Source organism: Haloarcula marina (assembly GCF_024218775.1).
GTDB lineage: Archaea > Halobacteriota > Halobacteria > Halobacteriales > Haloarculaceae > Haloarcula > Haloarcula marina.
Window position 1 is genome coordinate 1,805,229 of the sequence record NZ_CP100404.1, and the last position, 19,495, is coordinate 1,824,723.

Consider the following 19,495-nt stretch of genomic DNA (forward strand, 5'->3'; position numbering starts at 1 on the left):
GTCCAGCGGTCGGTTTAGTTAATATACCAATCGCGTTCCAGCCGGTTACGGGCCGTAATTTTCCCGGTCGCCCACCCCGCCAGCGGCGGCCGTCGCGTTCTCTTTCGCACCTGGTGGGCAAGGCACCCTTAGGTAGTGTACCGAACGGTACACAATCCAAATACGCGCCCCTCCCTTTGGTCGGGCCGCACCCGCAACGCACCACGGACCGCAATACTACCGGATCTTGAATTCTACAGCTGCTATTGCAGAACTCCAGATTACACTTACTTACCTTTCAAACACCCCATTCTGAATACCGGCCCATGTGATTCCATCTGGATTTGTACTGGATCTACCTAGAGATAATGACAGTGTAAAATGTTTAGTGGATTGCATTTGTAGAGGTCATAATGAGACGGAGGAATCTGCTTGGTTTGTTGGGTGCAGGAATGACCTTGCTCGCTGGTTGCAGCAGTGACAATAGTGAGCCTCAACAGGTGAGTACCGATACGCCGAGAGAGACTGATAGCACGGCCGAGGAAGAGACTAGTACAGCGACAGAGGAGGGAACTGAAACAGCGACACAGGAATCGGAGCCAGCAACCGCGGAAGCAATCATTGGAGAAGTTGTTGAGGGCGAGAGGCTCAGCATGGTCGTGCGAAACGTGTCTCGTACGACAGAAATAGGAGAGTTTCAGCAGGCAGACCCCGGTAACACTTTCGTAGTTATTCGGCTTGCCGTGAAGAATACGACCAGTGACCGCTTTGCAGATTTCAGCGGCTTCCTCCAGACTACACTAAGTGACAACGAGGATTTCAACTATGATCCGACTTTGGCTGTTACCGGTAGCTCATTTCAGAACGGTCAGTTAGCACCTGGAGAAGTCTCACGTGGGGATGTTGTGTTCGAAGTACCAAAGGAATCCTCTGGACTCAGACTTCTATTCGATTTCGAAGTGTTCTCGTTCACCAATTTTGAGCAAGTCTTCATTGATCTCTCTCAGGAAGATTCACCAATTGATGACCTAACGCAGAATCTTCAGGTCCAGATATACGGCATCGGCGACGCTATCGAATTCCAGGGAACAACTACGACGGTCAACGGCGTGGAATACTCTACACAGGTTGGGGGAGAATTCGGTGCAAACGCAGAAGACGGGAACACGTTTGCTATCATTGACATTTCTGTTACAAACGAAACCGGCGAAGAGCAGTCTGTTTCAACACTCCTTCAGATGGGCGCGAAAGACGATCAGGGCTTCAACTACTCACAAAGCCTTTCTGCCACCTCACAGCTAGACCGTGACTTCTCACAAGGTTCACCAATTCCTGATGGGGAGTCCCGCCGTGGAAGAATCGCCTACGAAGTCCCTCAAAGTGGAAAGCTATATTGGACATTCGAATTTTCAGTTTTCGCCGACGGTGACAAGACTTTCTGGCAACTTCGATAGTACGCCAACGGTTGCTCAATATCAGTCTCTCAGACGTCCACACGCCGGACACCAGCGTTCGGACATTGAGGCACATCGTACGCAGGCGACGAGCGGCACGTCGACGGCCCGCTCATCCCGAGAGCCTCCCGACCGCACTCGACGCCGCGTTGATGAGCGGTCGCCGGTAGCGATACGCCGCGACCGCCGCGCCGCCCGCCAACAGCACGACGCCGCCCGTCGACGCCCCGCCACCCGACCCGGTCGGGCCGCCGAACGCTCCGCCAGTCCCGAACGACGCCGAGAGGTCCGTCGTCCCGTTGAACGTCGACCCGTTCGCGTACTCGCCCGAGTACGTCATCATCGAGTCGTCCACATCCGAGGCGTTGCTCGTCACGCTGTCGTTCAAGAGCGCCTGATAGTACCGCGTCGCTTCGTCGAACTCGCGCGTCTGGTTGAACAGCGCCGTGCCGTTCTCGTCGCGAATCGTGTAGTTGACACGGGTGACCGGCTCCGGAGACCGGACAGTGACCGACGTTCCGTCGTCCTCTTCGAGTTCGGCGAACCGCACGTCTAACCGCTCGTCGAGCGTCGGGGTCGTCTCGCCGGTCGCGGTCGGCGCGGCTGGCGTTCCGAGACTGGTCGTCTCGTCCCACAGGTCGGACTCCATGACGAGCGGCCCCTCGCGGATGGACTCGACGGCGATGAAACCGTACGTGTCCCACACCGCCGGATAATCGCTCGTCACTGTGAGGTTGTAGGTGCGACCGTCGACCATGCCGACGAACGCCCGGCCGTTGTGGTTGAACGAGCTCGTCGTCAGTGTTCCGTCCTCTCCGTAGACAGTCAGGCGCGGGTCCTCGTCCTCGAATATGGTCGCGTTCGTCCGGTCTTCCAGTGTGAACGCCATCTCGTAGCCGTACGAGAAGTCGACGCCCGAGGCGGCGCTCCCGGCAACCTCGATGTCCGTCGACGCTTTGCCGTACTCCGAGGAGTCGGCCGTAATCGTGTAATTACCGTCGTTCAACGACAGCGAGTAGTAGCCCGTCGCGTTCGTCGTCGTCGAGACGCCGGTCCCGGTTGAGACGTTGACGCCGGAGAGTGGGTCGCCGGTCTCGTCGAGGACACGGCCCGAGACCTCGCTTTTCGTCTCTGTCTCCGCCCGGATGTTATCTAAGAAGTACTCGGCTTCCACGGGACCCGCCGTTTGCAACGACGTGATTTGATTCAACGTAAAGGGCTTGCTCGTTTCTTCAAACAACAATTCTCCATCGTGCGCCCATATCTGGTAATCTGCCGTGTTGTTCGTATAATCAATATTTGCTATCCGAATTGTGTACCATTTGTCCATTTCAGGATTAAATGTAGCAGATTCGTAACTTTGCTCGTTCTGGAAATAGATAACACCGCCATCTTTCGAGAGTCCGGCTATATCGTCTGCCGACGAAGTATCTCCGAACTGCCCGATACCGTTCACATACGGGCCTAAGCTCTTGAAATACACATCGTATGAGACAGATGTGTATTGACCCTGTGGGAGATTGAGTACACCACTATCTGAAGTGGTGTCATATTGCCAGTGGAGCGAATCAGACCCTTCCGTCGCTGGAGCGGAGTTTACGTCATATCTGCCGCCGGGCGTGGAATACCAGCTAACCGAGTCCTCGAAACTCTCTAAGGAATCTCCACCAGTCGGCGCACCGACGGCCATGGGGACCGTGGATGCAACCAGTAGGGCGGCTAACAGTGCGACTTTCGCAGTTTGAAGTGGTTGTCTCACTAGTGAACTACCTCCGAAATCTGGTTGAGTGCCTGTGCGACCAGCGAGCCGCCCGAGAGGTCGACGACGCCGACGTACGTCCCGACGGCCAGCACGACCGCGACAGCGCCGACGACGAACGAGGCGATACGGAGCCAGCGAGCGACGACGACCAGCAGGCCCGCGGCCTCTCTCGCGTAGTAGAGGCCGACAGCGGTCGCCGCCAGTGCCGAGACGAGTGCGCCCTCGACGCCGACGAACGGCGCGACCACCTCGGCGGCCGCACGGACGAGTTCGTAGACGACTATCACGCGGGCGCACCTCCGCAGAACTGCGTGTGTCCGCGCGGGGGGACCCCCTCGTGTCCTATCTGAAGCACGCGCGCGTGTGAAGGCGAAATCTCGACCGGCGCGAGGCGGTCGCTCGACCCCGATTCGTCGAAGCGACCCCGTGGCCGAATCCGCTCAGATTTTTTAAATTTTTCTGAGCGAATGAGCTTCGTTTCAGACACCGCCGACCGCCTCCTGCCAATTGCGAAAGTCGATGCTGACCTCGGCGTCGAGTTTCGCCTGTGCCTTCAGATTCGGCCACTTGATGGGCGCGAAGTGCGGCGCTTTCCAGATGACGCCCTCGCCCGCATCCATGTCTGAGGTGAGGTCGGACTTCAGCGGACACGAGCGGTCGCCAGGAAGCGTCCGGCCGATGGGCGGCTTGTTCCCGTTCATCGTGAGCCGCCAGCGGATTTTCTGTCGGCCGAACTGGTGGACCTCAGAGAGTGCGTGGGCCTGATAGCCGAACGAGACGCGTTTCTTCCGAGCGTCGGCGTACTTGTTCCGGAACCAGCGGAGTTTGTCGTAGTGCTCGTGAACGTCCTTCTCGGCGTCGGGGTCGAGCAGGTTCCCGGCCTCGTCGAAGTTGATGAACGTCGGATGCGGAAACGTGTCGCCCGAGATGCGGTGGGCGACGAACGCAAACCACCACTGGTCGGCGTCGGTCGGCTGGTTCGGCCCGTCCTCGTCGACCGGCGTCACTTCGCGGTAGTCGAAGTAGTTGAACTTCGAGACCTCCCGACACCCCCGATGCAACGGGTCGGGAAAGACGACGTAGAACTGCCCCGGCATCAACTGGCCGACGAGGTCCTGTATGGACTCGTAGCGAACCACGTCGCGGGCGATGGCCTCCGGGCGGACCTCGAACTCGTCGACGGTCACATCCTCGGGCACGATACGGACACGCGTGTCCATGCCTTCCGGTATCGCGAGCGTCGCGAACGGCGCGAACGCCAGCCACTCAGTCCGCTCGTTCGTACCGGACTCGTCGACTGACTCCGCCCAAATGCAGGTCTCGTTGTTGTTTTCCATCCGCCAGAGAACCTGCGACAGCGCTAGCGTACTCTTGCCGCCGCCGGGTTCGCCGTGGACGAACAAGTCCGTGCCTTTCACCGCGCGTATGTCTCGAACGCGGTCGGGGTCGTCGGCTATCCACTCCAGCGTTTTCGCTCGGTAGCGCGGGTATCTCTCAAGTGCCTCGTGGGACGGGTTCGGGTCGCGAAAGTCGTAGTCGACCTTCCCCGCCAGCGCATCGAGAAGTTCGAGGTCGCGTTCGTCGGTGTGAACGATCGCGTCGACGAACGCCCGCGGGAACTTCGCGACCGCGGCGTCGTTCCGCTCGGCGGCCGCGAGGTACTTGTGCAGCGGCGGTATCGAGAAGTGTCGGTGCAACTCCTCGCCGTCGTTGTGGTTCGGCGCTTCGACGTTGCCGAGCGCCTGACACGACTTCTCGTGTGGCTCAGTGGCTTCTCGTAGCTGTTCGCGTATCTTCGCCTGCGTATCGGCTTTGGGGTCGATTATCGTACTCATCGTCTCACCAGTCCGGAGCCTCCGTATCGTCTGTCTGCCCCACGTCGGGGCTTTCCTTGGCGCGGCCGCTCAGAACACGGACGCCACGCCGGAACGTCGGCAGAAGGTAGTGCGCCGCGAAGAGGCGGCGTGCCTGTGCATCTTTCTCGGACTCGCCGGTCAGAATCTCGACGGTGGACTGTTCGCGATAGACGCGCGTCACCCACTCTTTGCCGAGTTCGCCGTGTGTGGCGAGGAGCACGTCGTGGCCCCAGTCGAGGATTTCCGCGCGCTCCTCGAACCCGTCGAGAAGCGACCCGAGCGCCCGCTGTTGCCACTCTTCGAGTTCGGAGATAGCGGGCCGCATCGCGACTAAGCGTTGCCGTGTGGCTTCGTGAGCGTCCTCGTCGTCGGCGGCGTCGATGTACTCCGTTGCATCACCTCGGAGTCGCCGAAACGAGTTCCGGTGGGCAGGGTGGATGTAGTGAGCGAGAAACCACTCTCGGAGTTGCTCGGCCCTCCGCTCGTCGAGGTCGGTCATCTCGCCCCGGCGCTTGCTCGGGACGACGAGCGCGGCCAGCAGGACGCCTTGGGACCCGCGGAACTGGCGCGTCATGTCCGAGTAGACGCGCGTGTCCAACCGTCCGAGCGTCCGGATGGTCATCTCCTGCAACCACGTCAGCACGCGCTTTTCCGAGCGAAGTCCGTGCTGGAGTTCCGTCGTGAGTTCGCGAACGTCCTCAGTGAGGGTGACGAGTGCCGGACGGTACGGCTTTGGGGCGGCGTCAGTCATCGTCGGCCACCTCGCCGTTAGAGAGCGGCGTGTCCCGTTTCCCCTCGGTGACTTCGTCGTCGGTCTCGGCATCGAGGTCGGCGGCCGGGACTTTCTCGTCGGGGTCGTACATCCCCTCGACGAGCGTACGGTCGTGGGCCGCGACTTCGCGGTCCACGTCGCGCTGTTTGCGCATCCGCTCGCCGTCGAGTTTCTGTTTCAGTTCGTCGAACCGCTTGGCGTCGTCCACGTCCTCCGCGTACTGGAGCATCGTCGCGAACGCCGTCCGAAGGTGAACCGGCGCGGGTCGGACGGCGGCTTTCCCGTCGGTCGGGGTCGCCAGCCACACGAGGAGACCGCCGCCTGTGACGGCAGTCATGGCTACCGCCGAGGCGACGCCAGTGTAGACCGACGCCGCGGCCAGCATGACCGCGCCACCGATAGCCAGCCACTCCCCAGCGTGAACACGGTCCAGTGGCGGCCAGTCGAGCGTCCAGCCCTCTTTCTCGTAGAACAGCAGTTCCGGGGACTCAGGGTCGACGAGGAACATCTCATCCCACTTTCCGCTGACCGGAACGCGAGTCCGGAGTTGCTCGACGTTCTTCAACTCGGCACTCTTGCCGAACACGCGAGCGAGGAACGGGAAGACGCCCTGCGTGACGACGGCGACCGTCCTGTCCGGCTTGCGGACGATTGTCTCCTCGCGAACTTCGGCGTCGACCATGTCGAACGCGTCGTCACCGGTCGGCGACTCGGCGTGTTCGAGCGTCGGTCGGACGAATCCGGCCGTGCTGACGCCGCTCGTGTAGGTCTCCAGCAGGATGATACCGAACAGGCCGACGACGTACAGCGAGACGATGTACTGCGCGTTCACGACGAGGTTCGCGATGCCCTCGTAGAACAGGAGGCCGCCGAGACCGGTCCCTATTGAGAGCGCCAGTATCCACGGGAAGTAGCCGTATCCCGGCCCTCTCCCCGCCCTGTCGAGTGCTCGCTTACAGACCAACCCGACGGCGAACCCGCCGATGACGATGATGAGGAGGAAGTCGACGATGACGCTCGCGATGTAGTCACCAGCGCTGTTGATGTCCACGGACTGCGTGGTAGCGATGCTCTGGTGGCCGAAGTTGGCCCATCGTGCGTACTCTTTGCCCTCTATCCACATCGTCACGCGAACTTCGTCGTCGTGCTGACGGAGTGGAATCTCGACGGTCGGCCGACCGCGCTCGAAGGTGACGTTGTGGGTGACGTGGGTGACGTTCCGAGCGACCGGGACTGTGGTCGTCGTGTTACCCTCTTGGACGACCTTCTGACCCTTCTGCCAGTAGGCGACGTGAACGGTCTCCTGCTGGTCCTCGTAGGTCCACGTCCGGAGATACACCGAGTTCCGACCGACGGTGTGGCCCGGCGGTAGGTACTCGCCGCCGTCGGTCGCACCGACGTTCGCGAACGGGTTGTTCGCTGGCCAGTAGACCGCCCAAAAGAACTGTTCCTCGCCCATCCGGACGCTCGGAGGCGAGTTCGCTTGCCGCGGCCCGGTCTCTGTGAGGTCGTCGAGCGTGAGACCGTTGTCGGCGCTGGCGTTGCTCGTCGCGTTCCCGGTCGTCTGTTGGGCGTCGGCGAGACCGACGACGCCGACGACGGGAGCGGCGACGAGGAGAGCGGCCAGCGCGACCAGCACGATGGACGCGCGTTTCATCGGTTCTGTCGCGCCACCTCTCGGGCGGATTCGTCAACGCGTTTCAGGAGGACCAGCCCTCCGAGGAGTAGGAGTACCGACGGGGCGACCACTCCGACGCTCCCCGACGCGGTCGCCGACCCGGCTGCGAATGCACCGGCCCCGAGCGCCGCGAATCCGATTACGGCATCGTCGACGACCGCCGGATGGGTCAGTGTCCGGAGTGGATACGGCTCAGTCATCGGCGACCTCCGCAGTGATACCGGTGTCGTGGCCGATGCTCTCGATGAAGACGCGGGACTCCGCATCGGCGGTGGCACACTCGCCCGAACAGTAGACGAACGTGCTCTGCTGGCGCTCGACGACGAGCGAGAGCGGGCCGAGGCGGGCGCGACGGGGCGTTCCCGATGCGTGAACTTCGACGAACTCGTCGGTCGCGTCACGACTAGAATGCGAGCGCACTATCTCGCCGCAGTGGTCGCACGTCGATTGGCACTCTGGTCTAGCGTTTTCGTAAGCGCCGATTCCGCCGAGAAGCGCGATTAAGCCGCCGATGACGATAGGCTCAATCCACGGTCCGCCCCAAACGCTCGCGAGGACGACCTCGCGGACAGTGTAGCTGATGCCCGCCACCGACAACCAGACTCCGCCCCAACCGAGTAGCGAGAGGTCTGACAGCCGGACGCTGTCGACGGAGAGGAACCTACCCGACATACTCGTCGACCCTCCCGAAGACGAACACGACACCGATGAGCATCAACGCGAGTCCGATGAACTGGCCCGTCGAGAGCGTGAACAGTCCCGACAGCGCGCCAGCGCCGAGGCCGGTTACGCCGAGGTTCGAGACAACGAACGGATGCCCGACGATGAACTCGAAGCCGCCGGAGACGACAGCCCCGAGTTCGATGAGGCCCACCGAGACCGCCGCTCCGAGACCCATCGCCAGCGTCATCGCCCATTTTGTCGTCCTGTCCCACGCGATTTCGAGGTCCTCCGACCGGGCGTAGGCGACGCCGAACCGCGCGAGGAACACGAGACCGAGAACGGCGGCAACAGCGCCCGCGCCAGCCAACAGGTCGAGGCCGTACGGCACTATCGCTCACCTTCCGGTCGGCGAGTGATGCGCCCTCTCCGTGAGGGGATTCTGTCCGTCTGTTTCGAGTGGTTGGTTCGTTTCATCGTTCGTTGTACCACGTTTTCGCACGGCTGGCGAGACGGTCCAGTTGCACGCCGACAAACAGGATTGCCGCCGCGAGGAGCACCTTCGTCCCGAGGTCGGCGAATCCGATTTCCGGGGCGATTGTTCCGGCCGTCACCGCAACTGCCGGGAACCACATCCCCGAGGTCGTCGAGACGAGGCTCCAGAGCGGTTCGAACAGCCCGAACCCGAGTTGCCCGACGGCACTCAGACCGAGTGCGCCAGCCGTCAGCGGGTGGGAAATGAGTTGTTTCAGTCGTTGCATGGCTATCTCAGCCCCAGCAGGTCGACGATGCTACTCCCGACCGGGATTTCGCCGAGGAGCGCGACGGCTACGCGGTAGCCGAGGTACAGCGTGACTGCCGTGAATCCGATAGCGAGAAACGGTCCGCCCGGTCCGGCGACCCGAACAGCGCTCCCTATCACCTGTTGTACCGACAGGTAGGCCGCGAGAAGGTCGATACCGATGCTCCCGAAGGCTCTGACGAGCGTCACGCGAATCCCGTCGAAGAATCCGGCGACTATGCCGAACGCCGATAGGACCGAATTGACACCGAACGCGCCGAGGTTCAGGACCGACCTGACGATGTAGCCGGAGATAATCGCGCCGACGTACGTGACAGGGTTCCGAGCGAACGCAAATAGCGTCTTGGCGACGTTCTCCGGCACTCGAAGGGTGAACAGCGTCTCGTCACTGCTACCGGACACGAGACACCACCCACGCGATAGGGAACAGCGTCACCAGCACGATACCGAGCGCGACGAAGTAGCCCGCGAACCCGGCGTCGAGGACGAACGGCAGTGCTTCCGCAAACCCTTGCTCAATGATGACGCTCGGGAGGCCGTAGACGATGCCGACGGCCTGCGCGAGAAAGTCGGTGTAGCCCGACAGCAGGCCTATCGGGATGTCGACCAGCGACAGGAACGCCGTGACGAACCCGCGGACGTAGGCGAAGATGCCAGCGCCGAACAGGACGATTCCGAGTTCGCGCCATTTGATGGAGACGCCGTCTGCGGCGATGTAGTCGCTGATTCGGACCATGCTATTCTTCCTCGTTGTCCTCTTCGGGACCTTGGAAAAACGGCGTGGGAACGTCGAACGGCAGTCCAACAGCGAAGTTCCCTGTCTCAGGCCTTGAGATGTAGGCATTGACAAGCAACAGCGCCAGCAGGACCGCGCCGATTCCAAGCGCGAACGTCAGCGGCCCGACGTTGAACATCCCGCCCGGCCCGATTGAGGTCGCCGTGCCCAGTGCGCCGAACTGGATAATCGTCGCCGACCCGCCGAAAATCGCGTTGATGAGGTCGCCGACCGCACCGGTCAGCGTCGACAACGGGACGATAATCACGTCGGCGACGGTGAAGATGCCGCTCGCGAGGGCCGACCCGGCGGCGAAGAACACCGCGCCGATGCCCTGGAGGATGATACCGGCGAGGCTGTCGGCCGCGGCGGCCCGGTCGAACAGACGGCGGATACGTTTCCCGCCCGCGCCGGACGCGGACACAGTTACGACCCTCCGCCCACGAGGCGGCTCAGGCCGACAGCGCCCGCGATTGCGGCCACAACGCCGGTAATCTGGCCCCAAATGTTGGAGAAGAACCCGCCGCTACTGGTGTCAGTCGGGCCGCCCGTCATGCTCGTGTCTTGGAGCGTGTCGGCCTCCTCGTTCTGGAGGAGGACGACCATGTGGACGCGGTGGTTCGTGTCCGCGCTGGCGTCGGCGATGAACGTCGCCGTCGACCCCTGCGAACCGAACGAACTCGTGACGCTGGAGTACGCACCGTCCTCGTCGGTGAGGTTGCCGAACTCCTCGTCGGTGTCCGCACCGGTCGCGACCTCGGCGACCACGTAACGGGACTCGACGAGGCCCTGCTCGAACTCCAGCGAGATGGTCCCGTGGATGATGTCGATAGCCGACGGGACCTCCATGTCCCCGTACAGTTCGAGTTTCTGTGGGTAGTTGTAGTCGTCAGCCGACGAGAACTCCGTCCAGTACTCGTCGCTGTCGGTCAGGTCGGCGAACTGGTAGTGAACATCGTAGACCTTGAGGTCAGTGATGACGGCGTTGTCGAAGGCCGACCCCATCGTGTCGAGGCCGGTCAGCTTCGCGACGCCGCCCTCGTAGTAGTCCGTGACGCTCGTCGTTTCGAGGTCGCCGTCGTTGTCGGTGTCACGCTGGATTTCGCCGAGCGTGTCCGTGCTCTTCGTGCCGAGGTCGAGGCCCGCGACTGTGACAGTCACGTCGTTGTCGAGCCCGACGATTTCGACTTTCTGGATGCCGTCGAACGTGCCGTCACCGCTCCCGCCCATCGGGAGGTCCGACATCCGCTGTTGGAAAACGATGCCGTTGCCCGTGCTGTTCGCGACGACGGCCTCGTTCGAGGCGTCTCGCGAAGAGTTGAGTTCGGCGTAGCGGTAGTCACCGTCAGCGTCGACGGCGCGGAGTTCGGCCGTACCGTCGAGGGTGTCGACGTTCAGGACGCCGGTCATGACGCGCTTGTTCGCGTCGGTGGTGATGCTGACGTTGTCCGAGAGGGTGGCCGTCGCGGTCTCCGTGCTGGCGACCATGGCGGCGAACTGGAGTTTGTCGACGCCGTCAGCGTCGGCGTCAGTGATGGACATCGACGAGGACGCACCCGAGGAGGTGGTCCAGTCGGAGGCGACGGTCCAGTTTGCGGAGTTCTCCACTTCGCCGTCGATGCGTGGGAACAGCGTGTACCGGTCAGCGTCAACCTTGTCGAAGCGGACGCCAACGGGTGTGTCCTGCGATTGGTTCACCGTCGCCGGGAGACGAGCGATTTCGCCGGAGTCGTTGTAGTACTCCAGTGGGTCGTCCATCTCGCCCCGGTCGTGGGTGACGATTGTGAGTTCGTCCTCGACGAACGTCGGGTTCGGTGCTTTCTCTGAAGTGAAGTTCACTCCGGGGGCCGCCGAGGCGGTCCCAAGAGCGGGCGATGCGATGAGGGTCAGCGCGAGGAATACGGCCAGTATCGGTTTTCTCATGCGGTTTCGGGGCGGTTCCGGTCGCTACCCGTGGTTTCGTGATACTGTTCGGCGTCGAGGTCGCGACTCGCGCCACCCGCCTCGTGACGGATTCGGGCGCGCTCTCGCTCGTCGATGTTTCGCCACTCTGTTCGGAACGGCCCTGGTGCGGAGTCAGCCGCGTTATCCGGCGGTTCGTCGCCGCCAGACTCGTGGTCAGGCATGGTAGAGGTACTAGCCCGCTGTTTCCCAGCGGGTTGCCCGCTCACCCACGGCTTAAGCCATATACTCCCCGCTGAGCGTACAGAACATGCGCCGCTGGTGCACCAACGTCGCCATGGAAGCTAAGTTTAATAGTCCAGATATGTCCCTTCCTCTATGCAGAAACTTCAGAACCGGAACGGATCCGGTGTGGTGACGGTTCCGAAATCGTTCCTCGACCGTGACGGCCTCCTAGATGAGGATGGCGAGCCCGATGAGTCGCATCTCATGGTCGAGCGCCTCGGGGAGCGCGCCTATGTGGTGCGGGTTTGTGACGGCGACATTCCAGAATTGTCTGAGTGTGAGGAGATTCAACGAATCGCTGCTGAACGGATGCTAGACGAGGACGTATTTGGACGTCGGCAGGGTGAGTGAGGACAGGTTGATAGGTAGTCAGTACGGTACATTCAGCAAGCGAGGATCGTCCATTCCGCGTTTCAGTAATGAATCTTTTATCAATTAGGTCAACAAATCACTCGGTGCCCAAATCCACTCTTTGTTCAGCACGTGCACATCAAAAATAATTGCAGCATCACCGACTCATAGCTAAATCAATTACAAAACAGATTCCAAATCTTCAGAAATAAGCTCAACCCGAATCTGCCGGGTAAGTTCATTGAGTACCGTCGGAATAACCAGTGATAAATATCCGTCCTCAGACCAATCGATAGCATACTCAAGCATCCAAGTCGGGACCTCAGTTGTCAACTTCCACTGTGAATCTGTTTTATTGTCCTCTATATGGAACTGAGTCGCATTCGATACCTCACTATCTGTGAGCGTTGCAGAAGCAAATAATGAGTCAGTATTCGACAACATTTCCTCGGGGAGCGTCCCGCGCAGGGCGACTGGGTAGCTGGTTGTAATGCTCGCGAAATGCCACCTATTTCTTTGAATTTCCGAAAAGTACGTGTTGACGGCGTTTTCAGCTTCTTTATGGGTCTGTGGATTATGCTGTCTAAGTATTTCATCTACAACAGGACGGAGATGTCCGAGCGGAACCAGATAGATACCGTGGGCACGCGCCAATTTGATGGCACTAGATGAAAATCCTGAGGTCGAAAAGACGGCAAAACACTCCACTCGTCGGTCACCTGCTGGATCTCCTGATTGACTCTCATAATTTTCGTCGATGTCCTTTCGGACTGTGATCGCCTCGCGAATGATATCAACTCCGACAGAGTAGTTTGGTTTGTAGCATTTTGCTTCGCCGAACAGCCGAATCGGATTTACAAACGGGATTGAGTGCTTGTATTGACCGAACGCATCTAATTCGTGGTCCGCCCCACGACCCTCGAATTTGCCTGTACTCGGGTCAAACTTCGGGTCATCTCGATTAAGCCGGTCGTAGCCTTGATTGAGGAGTATCTTCTGGACGATTTGTTCCAGAACCTTGCCTTTCATGCAAATCGAATCTGGGCGTGGGTTTAAATCAATATTTCAAACAGCATAATGGTCTCGCCTGTACCTCTGTGCCAGTGGGGAATGCGCCCAGCACACCTTCAACAAAATATCAGCGGATGAAGGTTTCAACAGAGCCGACTTACCCCCAATAGCGTAGCTTTGTGTCTCCTTCTTATCCATAAAATCCTAACACCGATAGGAATGGTTGGGACGCTTACAGTACACTGTCGGCCGCTGCCGGTCCTGATGTAGTTTGCAATACTGTAGGCACAGCATCTGCAGACACCGGTAGTTCCCCCAACGTCGGTGAGTGAGTCGTTACTCACTCTTTACTTTTTGAGCTTGCTTTCGGATAACAAGTATGTCTGAAGCGACAGAGTTCGCGAAAGCGCAGGTATTCGGTCAGCATGATGGTCAGAGTGGGCGCCGAAATATGGTATTCCGCGATGGCAAGTTTAGGCTTGATGAACAAGGGAATCTCCACATAGAAACGCAAGAGGGGTATGTCACGTACAATTGGCGGTACTGGGAATCGATAAAGACAGATGAAGAGATTGAGAGCGAACGTGCGAATTTCAACGAGGAAATGTCTAAGAAGCTCTTTGGTGGGAACGAGTGACCTACCAATGCTAACACGGCTACAACTTCAAAAATGAGGCGGTGATTCTCGATTCAGAATCATATCTCGACGTCCGTTCGCAGGGGATGGCGCATTCGCCAGCGATTGTCTCTTTCTATGTCGCCACTTTGACTTGTCTGTTATTAGAGCCTGGCCTTTTCCAAGATTTCCCCTCGGACGCGTATTTGTCCCCGCTCTCTGCATGAGCACGTCTTTCTGGGCTCTAAGTGCTTCGATTATCTCAGTCAACTCTGATTTCGCTATCGAGAAGGTACCCTTTACTCGGCCTGCAATATCGGTGACTGGCTGGCGGATTTTCTGCCAGTCATCGTTAGAGAAAATGAGACGACCGAGCACCGTAGCCCATGACACCACTGCGACAGCCACGCCAACCTGGTATAATAAAAGATTCAATTGTGGAGATACCGATGAAACAAGGCCAAGCGTGAATGAATGGGAAGAAATCGGCCAGAGCAATTGTAATGCTGACCCACCAACACCGTGGGTCGGAATATCTCCCAAACCGTGAAGACCAATACCCGAAGTGATGGCAGTTCCAAAGAGAGAAGCATTTTCTCTAATGCTCGGAGCGACGTATTCCCGTAGAAACGGGATATTCCATTGCTTTGATATTGTGTCTAATGTATCGGCCACTCGCTTGCCAATGCGTGGTACGGAGTGTCTGAGGCCTTCCGCCGTAGCCAACGAATGTGTAACAGTGCGATGCCCCAGTCCCAGCGACAAGTCGTAATCGACAATACCTGAAACAAGCCCTGCAGTAGCGACAGCAGCTATTCCTTTCAGGACAACAGGGCTTCGATTGGCGAGTCTTTTTTCGAAGGTTTCTGTCTTCCTTTGCTTCTGTTGATCGAATCGTCTATGAAGCAGATAGGCAGTCCCCGCGCTAGCGATACCGAGGGTAACTCCAAGATGGCCCTGACGATACATAATATCACGTGATTATTTCTGCCAATCATGGCGTTCTTGAATCGAGTTCCAGCTATGCATCGTACCTTGCTCTGGATTACAACGCCTTTGTTAGAAGGTGATAATTCGATTTGACAGGACCAAACCCCAGCATTGACGGAGGATTTCTTGGTTCTTGGTTGTCGTGGTAATCAGTGGACTAAGGTTTGGGCTGTGGAGAGGAGAGAGTTAACACAATTACGTGAATCTGATGTCTTCTGGTTCAACTAAGATTTGAACGTCTTCCCCGTCGTGCGAACAGAGAAGGTCATCCCCGGCAGGTTCGTATTCGTGTCTTAGCTCGTCTCCACCATCTCGTGAGACAACGAGATGGTCAACGCGATTTTCGACACCCTTTGATTCGTTACCGTGTCCCGCTGGCAACGAGTACGAGTGATCGAGTAACAGGGAGCCATCTCTCGCGTAGACGGCTACAGAAAGCGAGACCTGTTGATCAGTGTGGTTCCTCGGGATGATTTCGACGGTCGTTCCTTCTCCACTCCGCTCTCCGTCAAGGTCGAGGCAACCAGTTATTGTGAGACTGCACCCAAGAGCGGTGGAGAGGAGGGCACGTCGTTTCACGCATAAAATTCCAGTTGGGATCTGGAAAAGCCTTCTCACCGGTTGGTAGTACGCACATCTACTGAGCAGCGTATTCACCCGTTCAGCCCTGAAACGAAATGGCCAGTCGAGAGATTGAGTTAGTCACAATGATACCGGTTAGTACTTATAGAGAGCTACGGTGCAATCGGAGTGTCGCGGTCGGTATTGAGTCCGCGGTGTGGCACATCACCAGAGAATTCAAATTCGTCGTACCAGACAGTAGGCCGTTTGGCCCGCCCGACATCTTCGAGCTCGATCAATCCGTAGTCGGTGAGTTCGTGGACGTTTTCGGTCACTTCGGGTGGATGCCGATCGACAAGGCGAGCGAGTTCGCGGATGCTGTCTGGTTCATGTTCAACAATCGCCTCTAGGAGTTCCAGATTAGTCGGCCGGAAGAGGCGGCCGAACGTCGCCAAACTCTCGATACTGAGTCGGGACGGTTTGGATTCGATATCTTCTCCGGCGTCAATAGCCACAAGGGTATCCTCTTACCTTTGCGGTCTGGACGCGTACCGATCGTGATTTGGAGCGTTTGAGTCATGGATTGGTGTGGGAGTGCAGTCTGCTACCATTCGATACGTTTCTCGGGCGGGAGTGCAACACGCCAGGCCTGATAGTGTGACTGAAGTCCGTCGAATTTGATCTCGAATGCTTGTCCTGCGATATGGAGTTCGTGTGGGCCGTGATGGTTGTCATAGCGGATGATTGGTCGTTGGCTCCGGCCTCACCATAGTGGAAGGCGTATTTGATCTCTTCTGGATACTGGTCAGACTCTGGGATATCGAGGATGCGTATCCGAGCGACAGTTCCGTCGTCGTAGGCCTGAATCTCATCTTCCAGCACTGCGACGTCATCGGCCATCGCTAACTGTTAGTTTTAATCCTAACATCATGAGTGTTAGAGTGAATACTAACATAATACGATTCATACCTTTCACACCAGCAGAAGCGTTCAGCAACCGATTATGCGGTCAATCATGACCTATCTCAGCAAACGCGTCGTCGATGACTTCCTCACTGGGTGCGTTTAGGTAGGGTTCGATAGCAGCGAAACTGTCCCATCCCCCGACAGCCATTACGACCCGCGGATTTACCTGCTCGTCGACCAGGAGGCGCTGAGCGAACCGTCGACGGAGGTCGTGAGTACTAACCTTCTCGAAATCTTCGTCACCAGTCGCCTTGGCGGCTCGACTCGCCGTCCGTCGGACGACCGCACGGACGCCGGGTTGCGAGAGGTCGATGTATGAGTCCTTCGGCGCGATGTTGTGTTCGTTCTGGTAGCGCTGGAGATCCCGCTCGACGCTGTCGGGGAGGTAGGCATCGCGAGGCTTTCCGCCGTTACCGCTCGTGTCCTTGCCTGCCCGGACGCGGAGGCGGTACTGCCCGCGCTCGCTCTCTTTCACGTCGACAGGGCTGACCTGTGGGATTTCGAAGGCACGTAGGCCGACGAGCGCACCTAGCTGGATAATCAGGTCGTCGCGCTGGCTGTTCGTCGCCCGTCGGAGGTCATCGATTTCACTGTCGGTCAGCCAGACCTTGTGTTCCGTACCCCGGGTGGCCTCAATTCGCATTACGATTAATTGAGTTTCCGCTAGGAAAGGTATTGCGGACAGCGCGGTCAGCCCGGATTCATACCGTATTTCGAGTGAAAGCTGATGTGTCTGTTACGACTTTTGGGACAAGTCGTTATTCCTTATTGGCGTTCCCCGTTGGAGAGATAGCTGTTGCAGGATACGTGCACGCGCGGAAAATTAATGAGGGACTTTTTAATGCATCTGGCCCACCTAATATCTGGTCGGAGATCCCGGCCACGGTGCGGGATATGACCGCACCGAAGGTGTATAGAAATGTCTGCGATTGTTTCGGTCTCGGGTGTTGCCGCACCCGGGATTGCGATTGTCTGCAGTGGAGCACTGGCGTTCGCAGGGTTCCACGCCACCGCGCTTGTCTTTCTGGCTGGCGGACTGGTGACGTGGGCCTATGTGAACAAGTAACCGCTGGCGCAAGCCAGTTGGTCCCGCCTCTGGTGGGTTTCTGAGCAAAGGTGTATAGTCTGCGATGCCCTTGAGCGGGCAGTCTGCAGTGGGTTGGCTACACCGCCGTTGCCGCGGCGGTTCGCTTTGGTGGTCACAGGCCTCTCTGGTGACCGTGTGAGAATACTGGTTACGCATTGAAAACGTTTGTGTGAATCATCTACCCGCCACCATCATCGCCCTCGTCGCGCTCCCGCCAAGTTCTACCACTGTGGCTTATTGGAAAAGTCGATACTCGTGAAGTTATTTTAAACTTGGATTCGATGATGAGCCGTTCAGGTAGACCGGCGAGTATAGCGCTGAAGCACCTGCTAGTTGCAAACAATAATCCGAGTTCTCTATCAAAGCATTCCCGTGCTAAAACGGTAAGAACTCAATCACGGTAATCGCACTTCCGCTGATTGATAGGGCTGATGGTAACTTCTTTACCCGCTCCTCCCAGCTAGAATGAGAGTCCATAAATTCCGGATCATGCAGCTTCTGCACAATCTCTCGAACCAGTTCCCGTGCCTCAGTCTCCGAATCCACACCATCACAATAAACTACCGCTGCACTCTCCGCCTCCGACGGTCGTTCACTTAGCAGCAACAACACTGGCAACCGCCCCATATCAATGTGCTCTTCTAACTTGGAGATCACCTCCTGCATTCCCGCAACGTCCCCGGTCCGCACATACAGTTGGTCCCGGCCCATCTCTACCCCGATGTCTTCCAACCCTAACGAGGTTAGCGGATGCTTCCCACCGTCAAACGCTATTTCCAAGATATAAGCCTCACTTCCCTTTACCTCGCTCAAATTCGCTGAATATCGGGCCATACTCCTATTTCACACCAATATTATTAATAATTTAACATGAGTTGTTTACGCTCACTTTTCCTTGGAATTCAGGGGCCAGTTAGAGCAAGTGCCAGAGGTTTGTCTGACAATATATTTACTCGGCTGTCTGCAAAAAATAGCGGCCCTCACGCACAGGCAGCCTACTGAGGTCAACCCTCATTCATATCTGGAGATGGATGAAACGCTATTCCAAGCATTTGTAATTGAAGAGAGACCGCTGACAGCATTGTTCAAACTGCAAAAAATTTCATATATGTCATGATGGTGAGTGTCACACCATCACTCTGCAACAGAGGAAGTTGAGTTCATCTCATGTATCTGTAAATTCGCTTTATTATAGTACAGTCGACCACTATACTCCCAAGAGTAGGAGTCGGTGATAAGGACAGTCCCGGTCCTCTCCGGATTAGGGTATAGATCTTGAGACGGAGGTTCTGGTGTGTGATCTACAGTAAATACAACAATAGCACTATGACTGGGTAAGAAATCGTCTATCTGAATAGCACCGTAGCATGTCGTATTTGCTGGGCGCTTCGCGAACTCGCCAACCTGCACCGATTCTGATTGTGACGACATTACAGCAGTATCGAAATTGGAGATACCCAGCGATGCACTGTCGACACAGCCATTGAATCGGATATTCAAGCTATAGCTGTCGATAGATCGTGCTCCACTGTGGCTAATATTTAGAATGTATCTTGAGTACGTGTCGTTTACGGGAAGGCTCGCTCTTTCGAGATCTTCTTCCGGGGGATCTCCTACCTGGTACACACCTACCTCTGGGGTTGGTTCTGATACAATACCGGTCGCGACTTGAGTATCGTAGATGAACGGTGCAAATGCTGGCCCCATCGCTGCGAAAGCGATGCCACCAACAACGCCACTAATTATAGCCATCCGGACCGGCTTAGCCAAATCGGCATCATCCACATCTGAGAATAGGGATGAAACGACTGCGTTGAATCCACGGTTGACTTTTGTCAGAAGAGAGTACAGGAATGCCCCGATGACAAAGGCGACAAAAAGGCCAAAAACAAGGGTTAGTAGTAATTGAATTATGGCTTGGAGAGGAGTCATTGACTAGCTCTGCCGATGCCAACTCTGCGATTAAACAAAAGAGTGTGAGATATAGC

The 19,495-nt window shown here is 57.7% G+C and carries 24 protein-coding genes and 1 pseudogene; 3 read left to right on the forward strand and 22 right to left on the reverse strand.

Annotated features, from left to right (window positions below):
• Positions 1 to 479: 479 nt before the first annotated feature.
• Positions 480 to 1,433: a DUF4352 domain-containing protein gene (locus NJQ44_RS09390; protein ID WP_254271086.1), complete on the forward strand. Its 954-nt coding sequence runs from the start codon at positions 480 to 482 to the stop codon at positions 1,431 to 1,433.
• 112 nt (positions 1,434 to 1,545) lie between these two features.
• On the opposite strand, the gene NJQ44_RS09395 is transcribed toward NJQ44_RS09390, so the two are convergent.
• The 14 genes from NJQ44_RS09395 to NJQ44_RS09460 form a co-directional block, all read right to left on the reverse strand.
• Complete coding sequence (locus NJQ44_RS09395; RefSeq protein WP_254271087.1) at positions 1,546 to 2,607, reverse strand: carboxypeptidase-like regulatory domain-containing protein; 1,062 nt, start codon at positions 2,605 to 2,607, stop codon at positions 1,546 to 1,548.
• A gap of 584 nt (positions 2,608 to 3,191) precedes the next feature.
• Positions 3,192 to 3,482, reverse strand: coding sequence for a hypothetical protein (locus tag NJQ44_RS09400; protein WP_254271088.1), 291 nt, complete (start codon positions 3,480 to 3,482; stop codon positions 3,192 to 3,194).
• Positions 3,483 to 3,674: 192 nt separating this feature from the next.
• Positions 3,675 to 5,030, reverse strand: a complete 1,356-nt coding sequence (locus NJQ44_RS09405; RefSeq protein ID WP_254271089.1) for an ATP-binding protein — start codon at positions 5,028 to 5,030, stop codon at positions 3,675 to 3,677.
• A gap of 4 nt (positions 5,031 to 5,034) precedes the next feature.
• Positions 5,035 to 5,802, reverse strand: a complete 768-nt coding sequence (locus tag NJQ44_RS09410; RefSeq protein ID WP_254271090.1) for a hypothetical protein — start codon at positions 5,800 to 5,802, stop codon at positions 5,035 to 5,037.
• Positions 5,795 to 7,480, reverse strand: a complete 1,686-nt coding sequence (locus tag NJQ44_RS09415) for a hypothetical protein (protein ID WP_254271091.1) — start codon at positions 7,478 to 7,480, stop codon at positions 5,795 to 5,797. The genes NJQ44_RS09410 and NJQ44_RS09415 overlap by 8 nt, the downstream gene beginning before the upstream one ends.
• A complete protein-coding gene (locus tag NJQ44_RS09420; protein ID WP_254271092.1) occupies positions 7,477 to 7,701 on the reverse strand; it encodes a hypothetical protein in 225 nt (74 codons plus the stop codon). Before NJQ44_RS09420 ends, NJQ44_RS09415 begins: the two co-directional genes overlap by 4 nt.
• Positions 7,694 to 8,173, reverse strand: a complete 480-nt coding sequence (locus NJQ44_RS09425) for a hypothetical protein (protein WP_254271093.1) — start codon at positions 8,171 to 8,173, stop codon at positions 7,694 to 7,696. Before NJQ44_RS09425 ends, NJQ44_RS09420 begins: the two co-directional genes overlap by 8 nt.
• Positions 8,163 to 8,552, reverse strand: coding sequence for a hypothetical protein (locus NJQ44_RS09430; RefSeq protein WP_254271094.1), 390 nt, complete (start codon positions 8,550 to 8,552; stop codon positions 8,163 to 8,165). The genes NJQ44_RS09425 and NJQ44_RS09430 overlap by 11 nt, the downstream gene beginning before the upstream one ends.
• Positions 8,553 to 8,634: 82 nt before the next feature.
• Positions 8,635 to 8,922, reverse strand: coding sequence for a hypothetical protein (locus tag NJQ44_RS09435; protein ID WP_254271095.1), 288 nt, complete (start codon positions 8,920 to 8,922; stop codon positions 8,635 to 8,637).
• 2 nt (positions 8,923 to 8,924) lie between these two features.
• Entirely contained in the window at positions 8,925 to 9,365 is a 441-nt protein-coding gene (locus NJQ44_RS09440) for a hypothetical protein (protein ID WP_254271096.1), read from the reverse strand.
• A complete protein-coding gene (locus NJQ44_RS09445; RefSeq protein ID WP_254271097.1) occupies positions 9,355 to 9,699 on the reverse strand; it encodes a hypothetical protein in 345 nt (114 codons plus the stop codon). The genes NJQ44_RS09440 and NJQ44_RS09445 overlap by 11 nt, the downstream gene beginning before the upstream one ends.
• Before the next feature lies 1 nt (position 9,700).
• Positions 9,701 to 10,162: a hypothetical protein gene (locus tag NJQ44_RS09450; RefSeq protein ID WP_254271098.1), complete on the reverse strand. Its 462-nt coding sequence runs from the start codon at positions 10,160 to 10,162 to the stop codon at positions 9,701 to 9,703.
• A 2-nt stretch (positions 10,163 to 10,164) separates the two neighbouring features.
• Positions 10,165 to 11,577, reverse strand: a complete 1,413-nt coding sequence (locus NJQ44_RS09455; RefSeq protein ID WP_254271099.1) for a hypothetical protein — start codon at positions 11,575 to 11,577, stop codon at positions 10,165 to 10,167.
• 80 nt (positions 11,578 to 11,657) lie between these two features.
• A complete protein-coding gene (locus NJQ44_RS09460; protein ID WP_254271100.1) occupies positions 11,658 to 11,864 on the reverse strand; it encodes a hypothetical protein in 207 nt (68 codons plus the stop codon).
• A gap of 154 nt (positions 11,865 to 12,018) precedes the next feature.
• Here NJQ44_RS09460 and NJQ44_RS09465 point away from each other — a divergent pair, with 154 nt between their 5' ends.
• On the forward strand, positions 12,019 to 12,276 hold the full coding sequence (locus NJQ44_RS09465) for a DUF8053 family protein (RefSeq protein WP_254271101.1): 258 nt from the start codon (positions 12,019 to 12,021) through the stop codon (positions 12,274 to 12,276).
• A gap of 180 nt (positions 12,277 to 12,456) precedes the next feature.
• Here the strand turns inward: NJQ44_RS09465 and NJQ44_RS09470 are convergent, their stop codons facing one another.
• Positions 12,457 to 13,305 (reverse strand): PDDEXK family nuclease, encoded by an 849-nt coding sequence (locus NJQ44_RS09470; protein WP_254271102.1) that lies wholly within the window; start codon positions 13,303 to 13,305, stop codon positions 12,457 to 12,459.
• A 361-nt stretch (positions 13,306 to 13,666) separates the two neighbouring features.
• Between NJQ44_RS09470 and NJQ44_RS09475 the strand changes: the two genes are divergently transcribed.
• Complete coding sequence (locus NJQ44_RS09475; RefSeq protein ID WP_254271103.1) at positions 13,667 to 13,924, forward strand: hypothetical protein; 258 nt, start codon at positions 13,667 to 13,669, stop codon at positions 13,922 to 13,924.
• Positions 13,925 to 13,951: 27 nt separating this feature from the next.
• Here the strand turns inward: NJQ44_RS09475 and NJQ44_RS09480 are convergent, their stop codons facing one another.
• From NJQ44_RS09480 to NJQ44_RS09510, 7 genes and pseudogenes are all read right to left on the reverse strand, one after another.
• A complete protein-coding gene (locus tag NJQ44_RS09480) occupies positions 13,952 to 14,872 on the reverse strand; it encodes a hypothetical protein (protein WP_254271104.1) in 921 nt (306 codons plus the stop codon).
• A 216-nt stretch (positions 14,873 to 15,088) separates the two neighbouring features.
• Positions 15,089 to 15,472 carry a hypothetical protein gene (locus NJQ44_RS09485; protein ID WP_254271105.1) on the reverse strand — a complete coding sequence of 128 codons (384 nt, stop codon included), beginning with the start codon at positions 15,470 to 15,472 and terminating at the stop codon, positions 15,089 to 15,091.
• A 155-nt stretch (positions 15,473 to 15,627) separates the two neighbouring features.
• Positions 15,628 to 16,034 (reverse strand): annotated as a pseudogene (locus NJQ44_RS09490) (HVO_A0114 family putative DNA-binding protein).
• The gene (locus NJQ44_RS09495; protein WP_254271107.1) at positions 16,031 to 16,354 is read right to left on the reverse strand and encodes a hypothetical protein; all 324 of its coding nucleotides are present in this window, start codon (positions 16,352 to 16,354) and stop codon (positions 16,031 to 16,033) included. The pseudogene NJQ44_RS09490 and the gene NJQ44_RS09495 overlap by 4 nt, the downstream one beginning before the upstream one ends.
• Before the next feature lie 109 nt (positions 16,355 to 16,463).
• Positions 16,464 to 17,063 carry a site-specific integrase gene (locus NJQ44_RS09500; RefSeq protein ID WP_254271108.1) on the reverse strand — a complete coding sequence of 200 codons (600 nt, stop codon included), beginning with the start codon at positions 17,061 to 17,063 and terminating at the stop codon, positions 16,464 to 16,466.
• Between the two features lie 819 nt (positions 17,064 to 17,882).
• The gene (locus NJQ44_RS09505; RefSeq protein ID WP_254271109.1) at positions 17,883 to 18,341 is read right to left on the reverse strand and encodes a hypothetical protein; all 459 of its coding nucleotides are present in this window, start codon (positions 18,339 to 18,341) and stop codon (positions 17,883 to 17,885) included.
• A gap of 300 nt (positions 18,342 to 18,641) precedes the next feature.
• Entirely contained in the window at positions 18,642 to 19,439 is a 798-nt protein-coding gene (locus tag NJQ44_RS09510) for a hypothetical protein (RefSeq protein ID WP_254271110.1), read from the reverse strand.
• Positions 19,440 to 19,495 lie beyond the last annotated feature (56 nt).

Coding starts and splice junctions, on each gene's coding strand:
- NJQ44_RS09405 (WP_254271089.1), bottom strand. CDS start 5,030: ATGAGTACGATAATCGACCCCAAAGCCGATACGCAGGCGAAGATACGC.
- NJQ44_RS09410 (WP_254271090.1), bottom strand. CDS start 5,802: ATGACTGACGCCGCCCCAAAGCCGTACCGTCCGGCACTCGTCACCCTC.
- NJQ44_RS09415 (WP_254271091.1), bottom strand. CDS start 7,480: ATGAAACGCGCGTCCATCGTGCTGGTCGCGCTGGCCGCTCTCCTCGTC.
- NJQ44_RS09420 (WP_254271092.1), bottom strand. CDS start 7,701: ATGACTGAGCCGTATCCACTCCGGACACTGACCCATCCGGCGGTCGTC.
- NJQ44_RS09425 (WP_254271093.1), bottom strand. CDS start 8,173: ATGTCGGGTAGGTTCCTCTCCGTCGACAGCGTCCGGCTGTCAGACCTC.
- NJQ44_RS09435 (WP_254271095.1), bottom strand. CDS start 8,922: ATGCAACGACTGAAACAACTCATTTCCCACCCGCTGACGGCTGGCGCA.
- NJQ44_RS09445 (WP_254271097.1), bottom strand. CDS start 9,699: ATGGTCCGAATCAGCGACTACATCGCCGCAGACGGCGTCTCCATCAAA.
- NJQ44_RS09460 (WP_254271100.1), bottom strand. CDS start 11,864: ATGCCTGACCACGAGTCTGGCGGCGACGAACCGCCGGATAACGCGGCT.
- NJQ44_RS09465 (WP_254271101.1), top strand. CDS start 12,019: ATGCAGAAACTTCAGAACCGGAACGGATCCGGTGTGGTGACGGTTCCG.
- NJQ44_RS09470 (WP_254271102.1), bottom strand. CDS start 13,305: ATGAAAGGCAAGGTTCTGGAACAAATCGTCCAGAAGATACTCCTCAAT.
- NJQ44_RS09475 (WP_254271103.1), top strand. CDS start 13,667: ATGTCTGAAGCGACAGAGTTCGCGAAAGCGCAGGTATTCGGTCAGCAT.
- NJQ44_RS09480 (WP_254271104.1), bottom strand. CDS start 14,872: ATGTATCGTCAGGGCCATCTTGGAGTTACCCTCGGTATCGCTAGCGCG.
- NJQ44_RS09495 (WP_254271107.1), bottom strand. CDS start 16,354: ATGGCCGATGACGTCGCAGTGCTGGAAGATGAGATTCAGGCCTACGAC.
- NJQ44_RS09500 (WP_254271108.1), bottom strand. CDS start 17,063: ATGCGAATTGAGGCCACCCGGGGTACGGAACACAAGGTCTGGCTGACC.
- NJQ44_RS09505 (WP_254271109.1), bottom strand. CDS start 18,341: ATGGCCCGATATTCAGCGAATTTGAGCGAGGTAAAGGGAAGTGAGGCT.
- NJQ44_RS09510 (WP_254271110.1), bottom strand. CDS start 19,439: ATGACTCCTCTCCAAGCCATAATTCAATTACTACTAACCCTTGTTTTT.